This is a genomic window from Streptomyces sp. NPDC005402 (assembly GCF_040606575.1).
Taxonomy (GTDB): domain Bacteria; phylum Actinomycetota; class Actinomycetes; order Streptomycetales; family Streptomycetaceae; genus Streptomyces.
Window position 1 is genome coordinate 388,045 of the sequence record NZ_JBEXFB010000007.1, and the last position, 20,166, is coordinate 408,210.

21 protein-coding genes are annotated in these 20,166 nt (G+C 71.9%); 11 read left to right on the forward strand and 10 right to left on the reverse strand.

From position 1 onward, the window contains the following. Positions 1-97 precede the first annotated feature (97 nt). Positions 98-745 (forward strand): TetR family transcriptional regulator, encoded by a 648-nt coding sequence (locus ABZT02_RS16725; RefSeq protein ID WP_356018544.1) that lies wholly within the window; start codon positions 98-100, stop codon positions 743-745. 73 nt (positions 746-818) lie between these two features. Here the strand turns inward: ABZT02_RS16725 and ABZT02_RS16730 are convergent, their stop codons facing one another. Further along, the gene (locus ABZT02_RS16730) at positions 819-1,289 is read right to left on the reverse strand and encodes a nitroreductase/quinone reductase family protein (protein ID WP_356018545.1); all 471 of its coding nucleotides are present in this window, start codon (positions 1,287-1,289) and stop codon (positions 819-821) included. Then, entirely contained in the window at positions 1,286-2,542 is a 1,257-nt protein-coding gene (locus tag ABZT02_RS16735; protein ID WP_356018546.1) for an acyl-CoA dehydrogenase family protein, read from the reverse strand. Before ABZT02_RS16735 ends, ABZT02_RS16730 begins: the two co-directional genes overlap by 4 nt. An 81-nt stretch (positions 2,543-2,623) precedes the next feature. On the opposite strand from ABZT02_RS16735, the gene ABZT02_RS16740 reads away from it, so the two are divergent. Next, positions 2,624-3,793 (forward strand): acetyl-CoA acetyltransferase, encoded by a 1,170-nt coding sequence (locus ABZT02_RS16740; RefSeq protein WP_356018547.1) that lies wholly within the window; start codon positions 2,624-2,626, stop codon positions 3,791-3,793. Between the two features lie 69 nt (positions 3,794-3,862). Further along, positions 3,863-4,288 (forward strand): pyridoxamine 5'-phosphate oxidase family protein, encoded by a 426-nt coding sequence (locus tag ABZT02_RS16745; RefSeq protein WP_356018549.1) that lies wholly within the window; start codon positions 3,863-3,865, stop codon positions 4,286-4,288. A gap of 36 nt (positions 4,289-4,324) precedes the next feature. Here ABZT02_RS16745 and ABZT02_RS16750 read toward each other — a convergent pair whose 3' ends face one another. Together ABZT02_RS16750 and ABZT02_RS16755 are read right to left on the reverse strand one after the other, a co-directional pair. Further along, positions 4,325-4,699, reverse strand: coding sequence for a type II toxin-antitoxin system VapC family toxin (locus ABZT02_RS16750; protein ID WP_356018550.1), 375 nt, complete (start codon positions 4,697-4,699; stop codon positions 4,325-4,327). After that, positions 4,699-4,941, reverse strand: a complete 243-nt coding sequence (locus tag ABZT02_RS16755; RefSeq protein WP_356018551.1) for a type II toxin-antitoxin system prevent-host-death family antitoxin — start codon at positions 4,939-4,941, stop codon at positions 4,699-4,701. The genes ABZT02_RS16750 and ABZT02_RS16755 overlap by 1 nt, the downstream gene beginning before the upstream one ends. Positions 4,942-5,042: 101 nt before the next feature. On the opposite strand from ABZT02_RS16755, the gene ABZT02_RS16760 reads away from it, so the two are divergent. Continuing rightward, positions 5,043-5,708 carry a pyridoxal 5'-phosphate synthase gene (locus ABZT02_RS16760; RefSeq protein ID WP_356018553.1) on the forward strand — a complete coding sequence of 222 codons (666 nt, stop codon included), beginning with the start codon at positions 5,043-5,045 and terminating at the stop codon, positions 5,706-5,708. On the opposite strand, the gene ABZT02_RS16765 is transcribed toward ABZT02_RS16760, so the two are convergent. The 4 genes from ABZT02_RS16765 to ABZT02_RS16780 form a co-directional block, all read right to left on the reverse strand. Beyond that, the gene (locus tag ABZT02_RS16765; RefSeq protein ID WP_356018554.1) at positions 5,687-6,559 is read right to left on the reverse strand and encodes a GNAT family N-acetyltransferase; all 873 of its coding nucleotides are present in this window, start codon (positions 6,557-6,559) and stop codon (positions 5,687-5,689) included. The genes ABZT02_RS16760 and ABZT02_RS16765 overlap by 22 nt on opposite strands. An 88-nt stretch (positions 6,560-6,647) precedes the next feature. Beyond that, on the reverse strand, positions 6,648-7,244 hold the full coding sequence (locus ABZT02_RS16770) for a GNAT family N-acetyltransferase (RefSeq protein ID WP_356018555.1): 597 nt from the start codon (positions 7,242-7,244) through the stop codon (positions 6,648-6,650). A gap of 144 nt (positions 7,245-7,388) precedes the next feature. Then, positions 7,389-7,799 (reverse strand): OB-fold domain-containing protein, encoded by a 411-nt coding sequence (locus ABZT02_RS16775; RefSeq protein WP_356018556.1) that lies wholly within the window; start codon positions 7,797-7,799, stop codon positions 7,389-7,391. Beyond that, on the reverse strand, positions 7,799-8,245 hold the full coding sequence (locus tag ABZT02_RS16780) for a DoxX family membrane protein (RefSeq protein WP_356018557.1): 447 nt from the start codon (positions 8,243-8,245) through the stop codon (positions 7,799-7,801). The genes ABZT02_RS16775 and ABZT02_RS16780 overlap by 1 nt, the downstream gene beginning before the upstream one ends. A gap of 383 nt (positions 8,246-8,628) precedes the next feature. Here ABZT02_RS16780 and ABZT02_RS16785 point away from each other — a divergent pair, with 383 nt between their 5' ends. From ABZT02_RS16785 to ABZT02_RS16800, 4 genes are all read left to right on the forward strand, one after another. Beyond that, the gene (locus tag ABZT02_RS16785) at positions 8,629-9,834 is read left to right on the forward strand and encodes an NAD(P)/FAD-dependent oxidoreductase (RefSeq protein WP_356018558.1); all 1,206 of its coding nucleotides are present in this window, start codon (positions 8,629-8,631) and stop codon (positions 9,832-9,834) included. 148 nt (positions 9,835-9,982) lie between these two features. Next, a complete protein-coding gene (locus ABZT02_RS16790; RefSeq protein WP_356018560.1) occupies positions 9,983-11,497 on the forward strand; it encodes an FAD-dependent oxidoreductase in 1,515 nt (504 codons plus the stop codon). 145 nt (positions 11,498-11,642) lie between these two features. Continuing rightward, positions 11,643-13,868: an acetate--CoA ligase family protein gene (locus tag ABZT02_RS16795; RefSeq protein ID WP_356018561.1), complete on the forward strand. Its 2,226-nt coding sequence runs from the start codon at positions 11,643-11,645 to the stop codon at positions 13,866-13,868. Then, positions 13,859-14,650 (forward strand): enoyl-CoA hydratase-related protein, encoded by a 792-nt coding sequence (locus ABZT02_RS16800; protein WP_356018562.1) that lies wholly within the window; start codon positions 13,859-13,861, stop codon positions 14,648-14,650. The genes ABZT02_RS16795 and ABZT02_RS16800 overlap by 10 nt, the downstream gene beginning before the upstream one ends. Before the next feature lie 3 nt (positions 14,651-14,653). Here ABZT02_RS16800 and ABZT02_RS16805 read toward each other — a convergent pair whose 3' ends face one another. Next, positions 14,654-15,574, reverse strand: coding sequence for a hypothetical protein (locus tag ABZT02_RS16805; protein WP_356018563.1), 921 nt, complete (start codon positions 15,572-15,574; stop codon positions 14,654-14,656). Between the two features lie 82 nt (positions 15,575-15,656). Between ABZT02_RS16805 and ABZT02_RS16810 the strand changes: the two genes are divergently transcribed. Together ABZT02_RS16810 and ABZT02_RS16815 are read left to right on the forward strand one after the other, a co-directional pair. Next, the gene (locus ABZT02_RS16810) at positions 15,657-16,235 is read left to right on the forward strand and encodes a flavin reductase family protein (protein WP_356018565.1); all 579 of its coding nucleotides are present in this window, start codon (positions 15,657-15,659) and stop codon (positions 16,233-16,235) included. 90 nt (positions 16,236-16,325) lie between these two features. Then, complete coding sequence (locus ABZT02_RS16815; RefSeq protein ID WP_356018566.1) at positions 16,326-17,696, forward strand: SMI1/KNR4 family protein; 1,371 nt, start codon at positions 16,326-16,328, stop codon at positions 17,694-17,696. On the opposite strand, the gene ABZT02_RS16820 is transcribed toward ABZT02_RS16815, so the two are convergent. Beyond that, positions 17,693-19,000 carry an MFS transporter gene (locus tag ABZT02_RS16820; RefSeq protein WP_356018568.1) on the reverse strand — a complete coding sequence of 436 codons (1,308 nt, stop codon included), beginning with the start codon at positions 18,998-19,000 and terminating at the stop codon, positions 17,693-17,695. The two genes, ABZT02_RS16815 and ABZT02_RS16820, sit on opposite strands and share 4 nt — an antisense overlap. A gap of 71 nt (positions 19,001-19,071) precedes the next feature. Here ABZT02_RS16820 and ABZT02_RS16825 point away from each other — a divergent pair, with 71 nt between their 5' ends. Continuing rightward, complete coding sequence (locus ABZT02_RS16825; protein WP_356018569.1) at positions 19,072-20,166, forward strand: helix-turn-helix domain-containing protein; 1,095 nt, start codon at positions 19,072-19,074, stop codon at positions 20,164-20,166.

The window sequence follows — 20,166 nt, forward strand, 5'->3', positions numbered from 1 at the left end:
ACCCCGCAGGACCAGGCACACCCGTCTCCCGGACCCCTTGCACCCCATTTGCAGTCGGCCGAATCGCGCTCCGATCACCCCTCGGTAAGCTGACGGCATGACAGGACAAGTGCGTACCGTCGACGGCCGTGTGGCCGGCCGGCGTGGGCAGGCGACCCGGCAGAAGCTGCTCGACTGCCTCAGCGAGATGCTCAGCTCCTCCCCTTACCGGGACGTCAAAGTCATCGATGTCGCCCGGAAGGCGGGAACTTCACCCGCGACCTTCTACCAGTACTTTCCGGACGTCGAGGGCGCCGTCCTGGAGGTCGCCGAGCAAATGGCCACCGAGGGCGGCCAGTTGACACGGTTGCTCGACGGCCGGTCGTGGGTCGGCAAGGCGGGCTGGCAGACCGCGCAGGAACTCGTGGACGGTTTTCTGGAGTTCTGGCGCAAGAACGACGCGATCCTGCGCGTGGTCGATCTCGGGGCCGCCGAGGGCGACAAGCGCTTCTACAAGATCCGCATGAAGATCCTCAATTCGGTGAACAACTCCCTCGCGGACGCGGTCGCCGAGCTCCAGTCCAAGGGCAAGGTCGACAAGGACGTCAACCCGGCCGCGGTCGCGGGTTCCCTCGTCGCCATGCTCGCGGCGGTGGCCTCGCACCAGAAGGGCTTCCAGAGCTGGGGTGTGAAGCAGGCCGAACTCAAGCCGAACCTGGCACTGTTGGTGTATCTGGGCGTGACGGGCAAGAAGCCGACGAAGTAGCGTCCCTGTTTCGAGTCCTGTCTGGCGGGCGGCCGTTCACACCGGTGGACGGCCGCCTGTCGTGCGTCCGGAATCACCTGCGAGTGATCCTGAAAAGCCGGATCTCCCGCTCGACCCGCGCCTGATAGGTCGCGTACGGCGGCCAGAACGCCAGCGCGGTCTTCCATACGGCCGCCCGCTCCTCCCCCGTCAGCAGGGTCGCCGTGACCGGGATGTCCGTGCCCTTCCAGTTGACTTCGGCGTTGGGGTGGGCGAGGAGGTTGGCGGTCCAGGCGGGGTGGCCGTCGCGGCCGAAGTTGGAGCCGACGAGGATCCAGGTGCGGCCGTCGTCCTCGGGCATGCAGGCGAGCGGGGTCCGCCGGGGCAGCCCGCTCCGCGCCCCCGTCGAGGTCAGGACGACCCCCGGAAGCATCTGCGCGCTGAGCAGGACCCTCCCCCGGGTGATCCGGTGCACGGCCCGGTCCAGGGCCGGGATGACATGCGGCGCGACCTTCGCGAAACCGCGCGTGGACGACATCTTCTGGACGATCCGTTCCCCGATCACACCGCCACCTCCGCCCGCTCGAAGAGCCGCGCCGCGTCGGCGGCGTGCGCCCGCAGCCGGTGCGCCGGCCCGAAGAGCAGCTCGTCCGCGCCGGCGCGCTTGAAGTACCGCTGCACCTCGTGTTCCCAGGTGAACCCGATGCCCCCGTGCAGCTGGATCCCCTCGGCGGCGGCGGTCCGCAGCGCTTCGAGGGCCTGGGCCAGGGCGAGCCCGCCGGCCCGTTGCTCGTCGTGGACGGCGGCCCAGGCGGCGAAGTAGGCCGCGGAACGGGCCGCTTGGAGCTGGACGTACACATCGGCGAGCCGATGCTTGACGGCCTGGAAGGACCCGATCGGCCGCCCGAACTGCTCCCGCTGCTTGACGTACTCGACGGTCGTCTCCAGCACACGGTCGGCGGCCCCGACGGCCTCGCAGGCGAGGACGGCCGCGGCGGTGTCCCCCGTGCGGGCGAGCGCCCCGAGCACATCGGCCCCGTCGTCGGCACCGAGCAGTTCGGCTTCGACGTCGCGGAGTTGGACGCGGGCCTGGGGGCGAGTGGCGTCGAGGGCGGTCTGCCGGGTGCGGAGGAGCCCGGGGGCGTCGCCGCGGACGAGAAAGAGAAGCGTGCGGGAGCGGGCGAAGCCTCCGGCATGGGCGGCGACGAGGAGGACGTCGGCGCTGTGCCCGTCGAGGACGTGATCGACCTGCCCGTAGAGCCGCCAGCGGGCGGCGGGCGGCACCGGTTCGGCGGCCGGTCGCTCCGTCCCCGAGGCGGCTCCCGGCCCGGCGACACCACCCCCACCACCGGCCGGCCGGGCCTGCACCCCGCCCGCCCGTCCGCCTCCGGCCCAGTCGCCCCGGTTGTCGCCGGTCAGGGCGAGGGCCGTGCCCGGCGGCGCGGCGAGGGCTGCTGTCAGGCCGCCCGACGCGATGCGTGGCAGCAGGTCGGTGCGCTGGGCGGTCGTCCCCAGGGCCAGCACCAAGGGGGCCACGAGGACCGCCGTGCCCAGCAACGGCGTGGCCGCCAGCGCCCGGCCCATCTCCTCGCAGGCCAGCGCGAGTTCCGTCGCCGAGCACCCCACACCGCCGTACTCCTCGGGGAGCGCCAGCCCCGGCAGTCCCAGCTGTTCGGCGAGGGCCGTCCACAGCGCCGGGTCGTACCCGGCCAAAGTGTCGGCCGCGCTCCTCGACTCCGCGGGCCCGCACCGCCTCCGCAGCAGTTCCCGCAAGGCACCCCGGATCTCGTCCTGTTCGGCGGTGAAGCGAGCGTCCATGGCTCTTCCTCTTCCCTCCCGATCTGACGGTCCGTCATATTAGGAGCGCCCGCACCAGATGCCCAGAGGCAGGAGACCCTCATGCCCCCCGGGAGCCGGAAAGTCGCGATCACCGGCGTGGCCCTGGCCGACTGCGGCCGCGCGGACGGCACGACCGCCTACGCCCTGCACGCCCAGGCGGCCCGTCGCGCCCTCGCCGACGCGGGCCTGGACCGCGAGCTCGTCGACGGCCTGGCCTCGGCCGGCACCGGCACCCTCGCCCCCGTCGAGATCGCCGAGTACCTGGGCCTGCGCCCCACCTGGGTCGACTCGACCTCGGTGGGCGGCTCCACCTGGGAGGTCATGGCGGCCCACGCGGCCGACGCGATCGCCGCCGGACACGCGAACGCGGTCCTGCTGGTCTACGGCTCCACGGCCCGCGCCGACCTCAAGGCGGGCCGCCGCACCGGCACCCTCTCCTTCGGCGCCCGCGGCCCGCTCCAGTTCGAGGTGCCCTACGGCCACACCCTGATCGCCAAGTACGCCATGGCGGCCCGCCGCCACATGATCGAACACGGCACGACCATCGAGCAGTTGGCCGAGATCGCGGTCCAGGCCCGCGCGAACGCCGCCCTCAACCCCGAGGCGATGTTCCGCGACCCGATCACCGTCGACGACGTCCTCTCCGGCCCGGTGATCGCGGACCCCTTCACCAAGCTGCACTGCTGCCTCCGCTCCGACGGCGGCGCGGCGGTGCTGCTCGTGGCCGAGGAGTACGTAAGGGACTGCCGTACCGCTCCCGTCTGGGTGCTCGGCACCGGGGAGTACGTCTCGCACGTCAGCATGTCCGAGTGGCCCGACTTCACGGTGTCCCCGGCGGCGGTGAGCGGACGGCTGGCCTTCGAGCGGGCGGGCGTGCGCCCCGAGGAGATCGAACTCGCCGAGATCTACGACGCGTTCACCTACATGACGCTGGTGACGCTGGAGGACCTCGGCTTCTGCGGGAAGGGCGAGGGCGGTTCCTTCGTGGAGAAGGGGCGGCTGAAGGTCGAGGGCGGGGACCTGCCGGTGAACACGGACGGCGGCGGTCTGTCCGCCCAACACCCTGGCATGCGGGGGCTGTTCCTGCTGGTGGAGGCCGTACGGCAGCTGCGCGGGGATGCGGGCGCACGGCAGGTGCGGCGCCGGGACGGGTCGGCGCCGGGGCTGGCGGTGGCGTCCGGGACGGGCGGATGGTTCTGCTCGTCGGGGACGGTGGTGCTGGGGCGTTAGGGCCAGGCCCCAGATGGACGCCTCGTCGTCGGCCGGGTCCGGGTCCACGGCCCAAGTACCCTGCACTGTATGGACCTGACTCGCGCACAACGTGAACAGTTCCTGGCCGAGCCGCATGTCGCCGCGCTGGCGGTCGACGCGGAAGAGGGGCGCGCGCCGCTCGCCGTGCCGATCTGGTACCAGTACACGCCCGGCGCCGACATCTGGATCATGACGGGTGCCGGTTCCCGCAAGCATGAGCTGATCCGGGCGGCCGGCCGCTTCTCCCTGCTGGTCGAGCGCGTCGAGCCCACCATCCGTTACGTGTCGGTGGAGGGGCCGGTCGTCGACACCCGGCCGGGCACGCTCGAAGACCTCCAGGAGATCTCCGCCCGCTACCTGCCCGCCGAGAAGGTGGACGGGTACGTGGAGTTCGCCTCGAAGAACCACGGCGAGCAGGTCATTGTCCGGATGCGGCCCGAGCGGTGGGTGACGTCCGACCTCGGTACCGTCTGAGGCGGCCTCCCTCACCGTGCGGAGGCGGGTTGCCCCTCACACGGGCACGACCCGCACGTCGTACTGCGGGATCCACTTGTCCCGCGTCACCAGGGTCATCCCTTCGATCTGCGCCTGGGCGACCAGTATCCGGTCGAAGGGGTCCCGGTGATGCGCCGGAAGCCGGTTTGCCCGTACCCCGTGCCCGGCCGTGATGGGCAGGCCGGTGAACTGACTGTCGCGCACCCGCTCGGCCAGGTCCTCCGGGCCCTCCAGTTTCCCGAGGGACTGCTTGAGGGCGATCTCCCACGGTGATACGGCGCTGACGTACACCGCGGGTTCGGTGTCGAGCAGATCCTTGATCTCACCGGACAGCTCAGGGGAGTCGTCCAGCCACCACAGAACGACATGGGTGTCGAGCAGCAGTCGCATCAGCGCATCCCGAAAGCGTCGGCGATGTCGTCGGGCAGTTCGTCGAAGTCGTCCGGGATGTGGATCTGCCCCCGGAGCGAGCCCCGGCCGGTCCGCTTCACCTCGGGGCGCAGCGGCACCAGCTTGGCCACCGGCTCCCCCGCCTTGCTGATCACGACTTCCTCACCGGTCGCGACCTGCTCCAGAATCCGCGAAAAGTGCGTCTTGGCTTCATGGACGTTGTACTGACGTGCTGATTCCATGACTGCCTCACGACCAGGTCAACGAGTGGACTAAGTGGTGGACTAACTTCAGCTCTCCCAGAGGTGCGGCGCACCGTCGCGGCCTCGGTACCGTCTGAGGCATGGCAACGGATCTTCACGAGCTGCTCAGATCACTGCGGGTGTGGGACCCGGAGGTCACCTCGCTGCCCTCCTTCGACCCCGCCGCCGCGCCCGCGACCCCGCTGGAACTGTTCACCACCTGGTTCGCGGAGACGGTGGCCGCCGGGCAGACCGAGCCGCACACCATGTCCCTCGCGACGGCGGACGCGGCGGGCCGGCCGGACGTACGGACCGTGATGCTGCACGGCGCGGACGAGGACGGCTGGGCCTTCGCCAGCCACTCCCACAGCCGCAAGGGCGGACATCTGGCGCAACGGCCGTACGCCGCCCTCGGCTTCTACTGGCCGGTCCTCGGGCGGCAGGTGCGGGTGCGGGGGCCGGTGACCGCCGCGCCCTCCGGGGAGGCGGCCGCGGATCTCCACGCCCGCTCGACCGGCGCGCTGGCCGCCGCGCTCACCGGTCGGCAGAGCGACGTCCTGGGCTCCCTCGACGAGTTGGCCCGGGCGTCCGAGGAGGCGTGGGAGCGGGCACAGCGGGAGCCCGCGGCGCCCGTCCCGACCTGGACGCTGTACCGGCTCGCCCCCGAAGAGGTGGAGTTCTTCCAGGGGGACGAGCGCAGGCGGCACGTACGGCTCACCTACCGTCGTACGGACGGCGGTTGGGCTCAGGAACTGCTCTGGCCCTGAAAGTCGTACACCGCAAAGTCCGCCACCGGCCGGTAACCGATGCGCTGGTAGAGGCCGTTGCTGGTCGGGTTGGCCAGGTCGGTGAAGAGCAGCACCTCGTCGGCGCCCCGCTCCCGGGCGAGCCGGCTGACCTCGGCGGTGGCGGCACCGGCGTAACCGCGGCCGCGCAGCGGGGCCGGGGTGTAGACGGGTGTTACCCGGATCTGGCCGGCGACCGGCGGGGTGAGGCCGGCCATGGCGAGGGGAGTGCCGTCGGGAGCCTCCCAGAGCGTGACACCGCCGTAGGCGAGGCGGGCGTCGGCCCAGGACTCGGCGGGCATGCTCTCGCTCTCGCCGATGTCCCTGCTGAACTCGCCGAACCAGCGCACCAGCAGCTCCCGGTCGCCCTCCTCGGCGATCCTCGCCCGCCCTTCCGGCGCGGGCCGCGGGACGGTGAGCGCGCCGAGCCGGTACAGCCGCTGGCGCCGATACGGCACGGGTGCGGCCCCGGTGTGCCGCTGCCAGGCCTCGGCGAACGCGGCAGCGGTCCCGGCCTCGCCACCGACCCCGGGGACGGCCCGTCCCAGGGCCACGAGATGGGCGGCGAGGGCGTCGGTGCGGGCGGCGTTCAGGGGCGTGAGATACAGCCGGTGCGGCGGGGTCCTGAAGCAGGCCCCGCACACCCTCCCTCCTTCCTCCAGCAGCCCGAAGAACGGTGCCTCGCTCCCGTACGCGTGCAGCCCTCGGGTGCGCAGCCCGTCGGTCACGGTCAGCAGGACGGTGTGCAGGTCGGGGCGCGCGTGCAGGAAGTCTCCGGCGCGGGACAGGAACGCGTCGAGGTCCTCGGTGATGTGCCAGTCGTCGTGAACCATGCTCCATGATCCGGCGCGACCGGACTCGGGCGCACGCGGATTACGGCGGCGGCGGATTACGACGGTTGCCGATTACGACCGTTGCCGATTACGACGGCTGCGGATCCGTCGCCAGCCGGGCGTGCAGGTGCAGGTCCCGGAACGTGTCGTGGCGGCCCGCCTCGAACATCGCGCCCCGCAGCGTGCCCTCGTAGCGGAAGCCGCAGCGTTCGGCGACGGTGCAGGAGGCGTCGTGGCCGAGGGCGTGGCCCAGTTCCAGGCGGTGCAGGCCGAGGTCGGTGAGGGCCCAGTGGGCGGCGAGGCGCAGGGCGCGGGTGGCGACTCCCCGGCCGCGGGCCTCGGGCAGGACCCAGTAGCCGACGCGGGCGGTGCGGAAGACGTGGTCGATCATGTTGACGCCGACGTGCCCGAGGGTCGTACCGCTCGACTCGTCCGTGATCCGGTACGACGCGCTCGTGCCCCGCGCCGCCTGTTCGGCCCTGCGTCGCATGGCGGCACGGGCACCGTCGAGGTCGCGGACGAGGCTGAGAGGAGTGTTCCAGCGCCCGAACTCGGGGTCCAGCGATGCGCGCAGCCAGTCCTCGGCCTGGGCGTCGGAGTCCGGGTCCCAGGCGCACAGGAGCAGTCCGTGGCCGTGCAGCGAAGTGAAGGGGCGTATGAGGTGCTGGTCATCGACGTCGGTCATACGCCCATTCAAACGCCTTGGCCGTCCCGCGCGGCCTGATTCAGACACCCGCCCGGCAACACCGCCGCCAGGTCCAGCCCGGGCTGCGGCTCCCCGATGAACGGCGACAGATCATCACCGTCGACACCCCAGCGCGCCAACCAGTCAACAAACCCGCCCGAGCAGACCCGCCGGCCGGAACTTCGGCACCCCCTCCGGGAACACGACCTCCAGCTCCAACCCCGCCCGCAGCTCCTCGTGCACGCAGTCGACGATCTCCGTCATCATCCGGGGCCCCTCGACGAGGTCGACCACGGCGGCGACGTACGGGGTGCGGTCCTTGAACGGCGGGAGGTCGTTGCGGTGGACCACGGACCAGGTATAGAGCGTGGCCCGGCCGCTCGCCGCGGACCAGGAGACGTCCTCGCTCCAGCAGCGCGGGCAGAACTCCCGGGGGTAGTGGTGGACTTCGGCGCATGACCCGCAGTGCCGGAGCAGCAGGGCGCCCCGCGCCGCCGCGTCCCAGTAGGTCTGTGTGAAGGCGTCCGTCTCCGGCAGGTCGTACCTCGCGCCCATCAGAACCAGCCCAGCGCGGCGTCGAGCGACCAGGTCTGCCAGGACATCGCGAACAGGGCCACGAGCGAGATGAGGGCCATCATCGAGTTCTGCCCCTGCTCGGCCCAGTCGTGGATCATCAGGGTGAAGTAGAGGACGTTCAGGAGCAGGCCGCCGACCAGGGCCAAAGGGGTCAGGAAGCCGAGGATCAGGCCCGCGCCGAGGGCGAGTTCGGCGTACGCGACGACGTACGCCATCGTCTTCGGGCGGGGTGCGACCAGCACGTCGAAGCCGCTGCGGACCGGGGTCCAGCGGTGCTTGGCGGCGATGTCCGCGGCCCAGGTGATGCCGCCGCCCTCGAACCACGTGCTCTTGTCCTTGTGCCGCCAGCTCTCCAGCCACCACAACCCGAGGCCTATGCGCAGCACGGCCAGCCACTCGGCGCCGGTCAGCCAGATCGTGTCCATGAAATCTGACGGTACGTCAGATAGTAGGGTCCGGGAAGACCGTGTTCACGGTGAGAATCCATGTGAACCACCTCTACTACTGGGACCAGGGCCACGGCGCCAACACCGACCCCGGCGACTTCATCACCTGGATCGCCAAGGTCACGGGTCACAAGAAGACCACCAAGTAGCCCCACGGACGCGGCCCCCGGTTTCCCGTCAGGTTCCGGCCGCCGCCGCCAGGGCGTCGAGGGCCCCGCGTCACGCGCCCCCGGCGCCCTGGCCTTTTCCGTGTGGGCTACGTCACGCGACCCACGCACTTCTCCTACAGGCGTGATCGATCCGCAACCAATTCCCGTCTTGACCGAGACCCATCAACGCGCTGTCTGATTACGCTCGCGCTCATGGCCGACTCCGCACCCGACCCCGCCCCCGCAGACCGCCCCGACCAGCCCGATCGCCCCGTGTACGTCATCGGCGGCGGCCCGGCCGGGCTCTCCGTCGCGTACGCACTGCGGGCCCGGGGCATCCGTGCCGTCGTCCTGGAGAAGTCCGAGCAGGTCGGCGCGTCCTGGCGGCGCCACTACGACCGCCTCCACCTGCACACCACCCGCCGCCTCTCCGCACTCCCCGGCCTGCCCATGCCCCGCCGCTTCGGCCGCTGGGTCTCCCGCGACGACGTGGTGCGCTATCTGGAGAAGTACGCCGAGGTCCACGAGCTGGAGACCGTCACCGGCGTCGAGGTCTCGCGCGTCGAGCGCACCCCCGACGGCACCGGCTGGCTGCTGCACGCCACCGGCGGCCGCGAACTGACCGGGGCCGCGGTGGTCGTGGCCACCGGCTACAACCACACCCCGCTGCTGCCGGACTGGCCGGGCCGCGAGGAGTACAAGGGCGAGCTCCTGCACGCCGGCGAGTACCGCAACCCGGCGCCGTACGCCGGCCGTGACGTCCTCGTCGTGGGCGTCGGCAACACCGGCGCCGAGATCGCCGTGGACCTGGTCGAGGGCGGCGCCTCGCGGGTACGGCTGTCCGTGCGTACCGCCCCGCACATCGTGCGCCGCTCCACGGCCGGCTGGGCCGCCCAGTACACGGGCGTTCTCGTACGACGGCTGCCGGTCGGGCTCGTGGACCGGCTGGCCCGGCCCATGGCGAAGCTCAGCGTGCCCGACCTGTCCGGGCACGGCCTGCCCCGCCCGGACACCGGTCTCTACAGCCGGGTCAAGGAGGGCGCCATCCCGGTCCAGGACGTCGGGCTCATCGACGCGATCCGCAGGGGCAGGGTGGAGGTCGTGGCCGCCGTCGAGGGGTTCGAGGACGGCGAGGTCCTGCTCGCCGACGGCACCCGGATCGCGCCGGACGCGGTGATCGCGGCCACGGGGTACACCCGCGCCCTCGACGGGCTGGTCGGCCATCTCGACGTCCTCGACGGGCGCGGGGGTCCGCTCGTCAACGGTGCCCGGACCCCACAGAACGCCCCGGGTCTCTATTTCACGGGCTACGTCACTCCCATCAGCGGCACCTTCCGCGAGGTCGCGATCGACGCGGAGAAGATCGCCAAGGCCGTGGCGAAGGACGGGGCGGGCCGGCTCTCGCGGCTCCCCGTCTGACCGGGAGGACCCCAACTCGCTTCACCGGCGCTCCTGTTACATGTGCGAGACATGTGACAGGAGCGTTGTCGTGTGCCGTCGTCCGGGGCCAGAATGTGAACACTTCTCATGTTCTAGCTCCACACTCTCTCCACCACGGAGGACGCACGTGGCACGCGAAAGACAGCTCCCCCCGCTCCCCTCGCTCCCCCGCCTCTCCCGGCGCTCCCTGCTCGGCGGTGCCGCCGCCGCGGCCGGGGCCGTCACCCTCACCGGCACCGCCGCCTCCCCCGCCTCCGCCGCCACCCGTGACGTGGACGTGGCGATCGTCGGCGGCGGACTCGCCGGACTCACCGCGGCCCGGGACCTGGTGGCGGGCGGAAAGACGGTCGCCGTCCTGGAGGCCCGCGACCGCGTCGGCGGCCGGGTCCTCAACCTGAAACTGGCGAACGGCGGAGTCACCGAGGGCGGCGGCGAGTTCATCGGCCCCACCCAGGACCGCATCAAGGCCCTCGCGGACTCGCTCGGGGTGCAGACCTTCGCCACCTACAACACCGGCAACAACCTCCTCTACAAGGACGGCAAGAAAACCGCCTACGCCACCGACGGCCTGCTCGGTTCGGTCCCGCCCATCGACGCGGCCGGCCTCGCCAACGCGGCCATCGTCCAGGCCTCCCTCGACGACATGGCCAAGACGATCCCGGTCGACGCGCCCTGGACCGCCGCCAAGGCCGAGGAGTGGGACCGGCAGACCTTCGAGTCCTGGCTGCGCGCCAACGCCGTGATCCCGTCGGCCAAGTTCCTCCTCGACGTGGCCTGCACGTCGATCTTCTCGGCCGAACCCCGGGAACTCTCCCTGCTGTTCGTCCTCTTCTACATCGCCGCCGCCGGCAACGAGACCACTCCCGGCACCCTGGAACGCCTCACCGAGACGGCGGGCGGCGCCCAGGAACTGCGCTTCGTCGGCGGCTCCCAGCTCGTGCCGATCAAGCTCGCCGCGACCCTCGGCGACCGTGTGGTGCTGAACGCCCCGGTGCGCACGATCGCCAGGTCCGGCTCGAAGTACGTCGTCACGGCCGACGGCGTCACGGTCACCGCCAAGCGGGTCGTCGTCGCCGTACCGCCGCCGCTCGCGGCCCGCATCACCTATGACCCGCTGCTGCCCGCCGCCCGGGACCAGCTCACCCAGCGCCTCCCGATGGCGTCGGTCGGCAAGGCGATCGCGATCTACGACACCCCCTTCTGGCGGGCCGACGGCCTCAACGGCCAGGTCGTCAGCGACACCGGCGTGATCAGTTCGACCTTCGACAACTCCCCGCCCGACGCCTCCTACGGCGCCCTGATGGGCTTCATCGAGGCCGACGAGGCCCGCAAGTACGACGCGGCGAGCGAGGCGGAGGTCAAGGCGGCCGTCCTCAAGGACTACGTGACGTACTTCGGCTCGAAAGCGGCCTCCCCCACCTCCTTCGTCCTGCAACGCTGGAACAACGAGGCCTACACCCGCGGCGGCCCCGTCTCCATCGGCGCGCCCGGGGTGCTCACCCAGTACGGCCCCGCCCTGCGTGCCCCCGTCGGCGGCATCCACTGGGCCGGGACGGAGACGTCGGTGCACTGGATGGGCTTCATGGACGGTGCGGTGCGGTCGGGCGAGCGGGTGGCGAAGGAGGTGCTGGCGGTGCTGTAGGCCCGGTCCCGGCCGGTTCACGCCGTGCCCCGGTCCCTGCCGGTCCGCTCCTTTGTGTGTGCACGACCATTCCTGACACACCGTCAGTTCTGTAATCTGACACTACGTCAGTTATTTGTGCTGTCACACAGGAGCGGGCGGACCGATGCTTGGATCAACCCACGGCACCCTCACCACCGACTCCCGCCGGGCCCGGGTCATCGCGTGCGGCGAGCAACCCGGGCCCGCCGTCCACGGCCGGCCCGCCGAGGTCGACGATCTCGACGTCGGCGGACGGCCGTTGTATGCCGACGTCCCCGATCTGGACCGGTTCTTCCGGCCGGAGTCGGTCGCCGTGATCGGCGCCTCGGACACCGAGGGCCGACCGAACACGGGGATCACCCGGCAGTTGGCCGACTGGGCGGACCGGGTGGGAGCCCGGCTGCATCCGGTGCACCCGACCCGCCCGTCCGTCTTCGGCGTTCCTTGTGTGGCGTCCGTGGCCGAGCTGCCCGAGCAGGTCGATCTCGCCGTCCTGCTGGTCGCCGACCCCCTCCCGCTGATCGAGCAACTGGCCGAGGCCAAGGTGAAGTTCGCCGTCGTCTTCGCCTCCGGGTTCGCGGAGACCGGCGAGGAGGGAGCGGCGGCTCAGGAGCGGCTCGCGGCCGCCGTGGCGGAGTCCGGGATGCGACTGCTGGGGCCGAACACCAACCTGAACGCCTTCTCGTCGTTCCGGGCGGACCTGGACGGGCCGGGCATCGCCCTCATCACCCAGTCGGGCCACCAGGGCCGCCCGGTCTTCGCCCTCCAGGAACTCGGCATCCGCCTCACCCACTGGGCGCCCACCGGCAACGAGGCCGATCTGGAGACCTCCGACTTCCTCTCCTACTTCGCCGAGCGTCCCGAGGTCGGAGCCATCGCCTGCTACCTGGAGGGCCTCAAGGACGGCCGCTCCTTTCTGCTCGCCGCCGACCGGGCCGCCCGCCGCAAGGTCCCGGTCGTCGCGGTCAAGGTCGGCCGCACCGAGACCGGCGCCCGCACGGCCGCCTCCCACACCGGCAAGCTCACCGGCGCGGACACGGTGGTGGACGCGGCGATGCGTCAGTACGGCGTGATCCGCGTCGACGGTCTCGACGAACTCCAGGACACCGCCGCCCTGTTGGCCCGCGCCAGGCCGCCGCGCGCCGAGGGTGTCGTCGTGTACTCCATCTCGGGCGGCACCGGCGCGCACTTCGCCGACCTGGCCACGGAGGCGGGGCTGAAACTGCCCGCTCTGTCGGAGGCCAAGCAGGCCGAACTGCACCAGTGGATACCGGAGTTCCTGAGCGTGGCCAACCCCGTCGACAACGGCGGCCACCCGGTCGGCGACTGGCGCGGCCGGAAGATCATCGACGCGATCCTCGCCGACCCGTCGGTCGGGGTGCTGATCTGCCCGGTCACCGGGCCTTTCCCTCCCCTGAGCGACCGGCTGGTCCAGGATCTGGTGGACGCGGCCGAGCAGACCGACAAGCTGGTGTGCGTGGTGTGGGGATCGCCGGTCGGCACCGAGCCGGCGTACCGCGAGGTCCTGCTCGGCTCCTCCCGGGTGGCCACCTTCCGCACGGTCGGCAACTGCATCACCGCCGTGCGCGCCTACCTCGACCACCACCGCTTCGTCACCGGCTACCGCTCCCCCTTCGACGAGGCCCCGCGCACCCCCTCGCCCTCCTTCCGCAAGGCCCAGGCCCTGATGCGCCCGGGCCAGCAGCTGAGCGAGCACGCGGCGAAGCAGCTGTTGCGGGCGTACGGGATCCGGGTGCCGCGCGAGCAGCTGGTGACCAGCGCGGCGGCGGCCGTCCGCGCGGCCGGACTGGTCGGCTATCCGGTCGTGATGAAGGCGTCCGGCGCGAGGATCGCCCACAAGACCGAGCTGGGCCTGGTGCGGATCGGCTTGACCTCCGCCAGCCAAGTGCGGGACGCCTATCGCGAGTTGACTGACATCGCCCGCTACGAGGATGTCTCGTTGGACGGCGTCCTGGTCTGCCAGATGGTCGAGCGGGGTGTCGAGATGGTGGTCGGGGCCGCGCACGACGAGCTGTTCGGACCGACGGTGACGGTCGGGCTCGGCGGGGTCCTGGTCGAGGTGCTGCGGGACACCGCCGTCCGTGTGCCGCCCTTCGGTGAGGAGCAGGCCCGGGACATGCTGCTCGACCTGCGCGGGCGGGCCCTGCTGGACGGGGTCAGGGGGCGGCCCCCCGCGGATCTCGACGCGCTCGTGGAAGTCGTGCTCCGCGTGCAGCGCATGGTCGTGGAGCTGGGGGACGATGTCGCGGAGCTCGACATCAACCCGCTGATGGTGCTTCCCCGGGGGCAGGGGGCGGTGGCGCTGGACGCGTTGGTGGTGTGCCGGTGAGCGAGGTGCTGCACACCGTCGAGGGCCAGGTCTCGTACGTCACCCTCAACAGACCCGAGGTCCTCAACGCCCTCGCGCCCGGCCAACGGGACCGTCTCATCGAGCTGTTGGCGCAGGCGTCGGCCGATCCGAACGTACGGGCGGTGGTCCTCACCGGGACCGGGCGCGGTTTCTGCGCGGGGGCGGATCTGCGGGGCGGAGCAACCACTTCGGATCCGGTCCCGGGCGACGTCGCCCGCGTGATCCGCCTCGGCGCGCAACGCCTGATCGCCGCCGTCCTCGACTGCGAGAAACCGGTGATCGCGGCGGTGAACGGCACCGCGGCCGGCATCGGCGCGCATCTCGCCCTCGCCTGCGATCTGGTCCTGGCCGCCGAATCGGCGCGGTTCGTCGAGGTGTTCGTACGCCGGGGCCTGGTCCCGGACGGTGGCGGCGCGTATCTGCTGACCCGTCTCCTCGGCCCTCAGCGCGCCAAGGAGCTGATGTTCTTCGGCGACGCGCTCCACGCCGCCGACGCCGAACGCCTCGGCCTGGTCAACCGGGTCGTCCCGGACGAGGAGCTGGACAAGACGGCCCGCGAGTGGGCCACCCGCCTGGCCACCGGCCCGACCCGCGCCCTCGCACTGACCAAGCAGCTCGTGAACGCCTCCCTGGACACCGACCGCACCACCGCCTTCGCCGCGGAGGCCGCCGCCCAGGAGATCAACATGACGACGACCGACGCCAAGGAGGGCGTGGCGAGCTTCGTGGAACGCAGGAGCCCCGAGTACCGGGGGCGTTGAGGCTCAGGGGGCCGGCTTCAGGATCCGCACGTCCGGCGCGTCCGGGTCCCCGAACGGCACGAACAGCTCGGGCTCGGCCTCGGTCCCGCCGATCCGCCAGTACGTCTCCCGCCCGCATCCGCCGTCCGGCCGTACGACCACACCGGCGCGCCCCGCGGAGCCGTCGCCGTAGGGGTCGTGGCCGCCCTTGCCGTCGAGCAGCCAGGTACCGGTGCCGTCGCACACGGCGTAGGGCGGCTCGGCGTACGGGTCGCGGGATCCGGGCTCGGACTCGGCGGGCAGGGCGGTGAGTTCGGCCCGGCCGCCCGTGCCGAGGCGCAGCACCGCGCCCTCCTCACCCCGCCAGACGCCGGTGAGCTGCGCGGAGGACAGCACGGGAGGCTCGTACTCCTCGACGATCCCGGTGACCGTGGCCAGCACTCCGCCGACGAACACCAGGAGGAACAGGCCGACGGAGGCGAACAGCGCGGGCAGCCATACGCCCCAGAACCCCCGGGTACGCCTGCGCAGCCACCCGAGGCCGAGCACCGGGAACACGCCGAGGGCCGCGAAGAGCGGGGCGGTGATGGCGAACGGCCAGTTCCAGAGCAGCAGGGCGAGCGCGGCCCAGACCACTCCGAGGACCGCGGTCAGACCCAGGTGCCAGGCCCACACGGGTCCCCGCGCGCGACGGGCGGCCCGGCGGGCGAGCAGCTCCGCCGGCAGCACCTGGACGGCCGCGTGCAGGAGGCCGAGGACCGGCAGGACCAGCGGCGCCACGGCAAGGAGGCAGGCCAGGGCGAACACGGCGAAGACCCCGAAGGCGCCCGCGTTCGCGTAGTCGTCGCCCAGCTGACCCCTGATCCACCAGACCAGTCCGATCGCCGGAAACTGCGCCGCGCACACCGCGGCGGCCTCATTGACCTGCTTGTTCCCCCACTGCATGGACGCAGCGTACGTGCGACCTTTCGCACGCGCGCCCGACCCCTTCCCATCTGACACACCGTCAGCTTCAATGGACGGTGTGATGGGACAAGCAGGGACGGCGGAAGCGGCCGTCCGCTACCTCAGGTCCGGGAAGGCGCTCGCCGTGGAGGCGCTGCCCCGCCCGGAGCTGCGGTGTGTGCGCGAGGACGAGCGGGCGCCGGTCGACCCGGGCGAGTTCCGGCGCGTGCTGGGGAACTTCGCGACCGGGGTCACGGTGATCACGGCGCCCGGCACGCCCCCGGCCGGCTTCGCCTGCCAGTCCTTCTCCTCCCTCTCCCTCGACCCCCCGCTCGTCGCCTTCATGGTGGGCCGCACGTCGACGACCTGGCCGCGCATCGCCCGGGCGGGCGTCTTCTGCGTGAACGTCCTGAGCGCTGACCAGGGCGAGCTGTGCAGGGCGTTCGCGGTGAGCGGCGCGGACAAGTTCGCGGGCGTCCCCCACGCCCCGGCCCCGGCCTCCGGCTCCCCGTGCCTCGCGGGCACGCTCGCGTGGATCGACTGCACGATCCACGCGGTGCACACCGGCGGGGACCACCTCATCGTGGTGGGACGGGTGGACGCGCTGGGGACGGCCGAGGGCGAGGCTCCGCTGTTGTTCCACCGGGGGCGGTTCCTTTGAGGCGTCCCGGCAGAGGGCTTGGCAGCCCATGTCAGTGGCCTCCGTAATAATCACCTTCGTCCCGATCACCGGTACGGCCGGAGGCCCCCGTTGCCCTCGATCCACGAATTCACCACTTGGGAACCGCTGTTGAGGCTCCTGCACGCCCAGCACGCGGAACGCCTCGCCGTGCCGGGCGGTTACGTGACCGGGCAGATCAGCCGCGGCGGATGGAGCGTGCCCCTGCGGCGGAAATCCCCGCCGCCCGGCCGGGCCGCGCAGATCGAGGACATGCAGGACGAGTACGACGCAGTGGAGCGGGTGCGCACCGCGCTCGCCGACTCCGGCTTGGCCGCCATCTCCTTCGTGACCGAGGCCGCTCCGGCCGGAGGAGCCGTCCTTCACCTGCTCGAACCCGGTCCCGCCGTCGAGCCCGGCATCGGCGGACCCTATCCGGGGTCGATCCTCCTGGTCGAGGATGCCGTAGCCGAGCCGTGGCGTCGTCTGCCCGAGCCCGTGGACGGGGCCGCACCGGACCCTGCTGCCGACCCCGCGCTGCTGGAGCGGACGCTCCGCGAGCGGCTCCCCGACGCGATCGGCGCCACCGAGGCGGAGATCGCCGCCGTGGAGGACCGCCTGGGCATCCCGCTGCCTGAGGAGCTGAAGGTGCTGTACCGGGTCACGCGGGCGCGCCGGGAGGACTGGGGGAGCAAGTACGAGAAGGCGGACCAGGTCTTCGATGCGGTCGGCTGCGAGCTCTTCTCCCTGGACGGCCTGTACATCGCCGACGCGTCGTCCCGGCGGTGCCCCTGGCAGTTCGCGGCGATGGAAGCGGTCGTCACCCCGCCCGACGCGGCGGTGCAAGGGGTGGTGGGCTCCCCCGGGTGGATCGTCTTCGGCGACAACGGCGGCGGCGACCGGCTCGCGGTCGACCTGACGCCGGGTCCGCGCGGACACACGGGGCAGATCATCCTGCTCAGCCACGAGGAGAACATCGGCGCCGAGCTCCTCGCCGCCTCCCTCACCGGCCTGGTGCTCGACGGAGAGAGCGAGGGGGAGGGTCGGCGCCACCGGCGCGAGCAACCCGCCGTGGCCCACGTCAACATCCGTGGGGTGAGCAGCGTCCAGGCCGCCGCCCACCCCGCGCTCGAAGTCCTGTCGATCGGCGTCTGGGAGGGTGAGCCGGTCAGCCTGGCCCCCGTGGTCGGGCTGCCCCGACTGCGGACTCTCAGCGCGTATCCCGGCACACTCGCCGACCCCCTGGAGATCACTGAGCTGAAAGGACTCGAGTACCTGAAGCTCGGCCCCGAGGAGTGGCGCGTCCTGCTCGACGCCGACGCGGTCCCCCGCAGCATGCTCGCCGCCGGCATCACGGTCCACGGCGAACGCCACCCGCTCCCGGTTGCGGACCTCGCCGACGAACTCCTCGCACTGTGGGACCGCCCTGGGATCACCAGGACGACAGCGGAGGGCAGCCTCTAGGCCGTCGCCGCCAAGGGCGCCGTAACCGGTCGGCGCCGGATCACCAGTGCCATCAGCGCCGCCGCCGCGCACAGTGCGCCCGACGCGTACCAGACCATGTCGTACGTGCCGAACACGTCCCGTGCCAGGCCGCCGAGGAAGGCGATCAGGGCCGCGCCGACCTGGTGGGAGGCGAGGACCCAGCCGAAGACGATCGCGCTGTCGTCGCCGTACTGCTCACGGCACAGGGCGACGGTGGGCGGGACGGTGGCGACCCAGTCGAGGCCGTAGAAGACGATGAAGAAGAGCATCGGCGGGTGGACCGAGGGCGCCAGCAGCATGGGGAGGAAGAGGAGTGAGACCCCGCGCAGGGCGTAGTAGACGGCGAGCAGGCGGCGCGGTTCGAAGCGGTCGGTGAACCAGCCGGAGGCCACCGTGCCGACGACGTCGAAGACGCCGATGACCGCGAGGAGCGAGGCGGCGGCCGTGACGGGCATGCCGTGGTCGTGGGCGGCGGGCACGAAGTGGGTCTGGACCAGGCCGTTGGTGGAGGCGCCGCAGATCGCGAAGGTGCCGGCGAGCAGCCAGAAGGGGCCGGTGCGGGCGGCCTTCAGCAACACCGTGATCGTTCGCCGGGCGGCACCCGTCACCGGAGCGGGCTTCGGCACGAACTCCTCGGCGCCGTACGGCTTCAGGCCCACGTCGGCCGGGTGGTCGCGCAGCAGCAGCCAGACGAAGGGGACGACCGCGAGGGCGGCGAGGGCGACCGTGATCGCGGCCGGGCGCCAGTCGTGCTTCTCCACCATCCAGGACAGCACCGGCAGGAAGATCAGCTGGCCGGAGGCGGAGGCGGCGGTGAGGATGCCGGTGACCAGGCCGCGCCGCTCGGTGAACCAGCGGTTGGTGACGGTCGCGGCGAAGGCCAGCGCCATCGAGCCGCTGCCGAGGCCGACGAGCAGGCCCCAGTAGAGCATCAGCTGCCAGGCGGCCGTCATCCACACGGTCAGGCCCGAGCCGATCGCGATCACGGTCAGCGCGACCGCGACCACCCGCCGGATGCCGAAACGGTCCATCAGCGCCGCGGCGAAGGGCGCGGTCAGGCCGTACAGCGCGAGGTTGACGGAGACGGCCGCGCTGATGGTGCCGCGTGACCAGCCGAAGTCCTGGTGCAGGGGGTCGATGAGCAGGCCCGGCAGGGAACGGAAGGCGGCCGCGCCGATGATCGTCACGAAGGTGACGGCGGCCACGAACCAGGCGCGGTGGATGCGGGCGGGCTGCTTTTCCGGCTGGGAGGCCTGGACGGCGGCTGCGGTTGTCTGGGTCACGACATAGAGCTTCCGTCCTGCGCCGCCTCGAATCCATTGGCCCGAAGGACAGCATTCGTTAGGATCGGGCCATGAGCCGAGACCGTCGTGACCTGGAGTCGCGTGCTCCGGAGTTCCGCCCGCACCGCGTGGTCGTCCTCGCCATGGACGGAGTCCTCCCCTTCGAGCTGGGCATCCCGCACCGGATCTTCGGCCGCCCCACGGACACCCAGGGACGTCACCTGTACGAGGTCGTCACCTGCTCGATCCGCCCGCCGGGCCCGGTGCGGACCGACGCCGACTTCGCCATCCAGGTCGAGTACGGCCCGGAAGCCCTGGCCACCGCCGACACCGTGATCGTCCCGGCGTCGTACGAACTGGGCCCGGTCTTCGAGCAGGGCGTGCTGACCGACGAACTGGCCGCCGCCCTCGCCCACATCCGCCCCGGCACCCGGCTCGCCTCCATCTGCACCGGCGTCTACGTCCTGGCCGCCGCCGGTTTCCTCGACGGCCGCCCCGCCACCACGCACTGGGCCGACTCCGACCGTCTCCAGGAGCTCTTCCCGCAGGTCACGGTCGACCCCGACGTCCTGTTCATCGACGACGGTGACGTGCTGACCTCCGCGGGTGTCGCCGCCGGCATCGACCTGTGCCTGCACATGGTGCGCCAGGACCACGGCACGGCGGTCGCCAACGACGTGGCCCGCCGCACCGTCGTACCGCCGCACCGCGACGGCGGGCAGGCGCAGTACATCCACCGCCCCGTCCCCGACCCCCAGCAGTCGACCACGACCTCGGCCCGCGCCTGGGCGCTCGGCCGCCTCCACGAGCCGATCCAGCTGCGGGACATGGCCGAGCAGGAGGCCATGTCCGTGCGCACCTTCACCCGCCGCTTCCGCGAGGAGGTCGGCGTCAGCCCCGGCCAGTGGCTCACCCAGCAACGGGTGGAACGCGCCCGCCACCTCCTGGAGTCCACCGACCTCTCCATCGACCAGGTCGCCCACGACGCGGGCTTCGGCACCGCCCAGTCCATGCGCCAGCACCTACAGACAGCCCTCGGCGTCACCCCGACCGCGTACCGCCGCACGTTCCGGGCCGGGGCCGGGGCTGGGATCGGGGCCGGGGCCGGGATCGGGAGCCTCGACGACACCTCCAGGCCCTACGACGACGTCGGCACCCCGCACTGA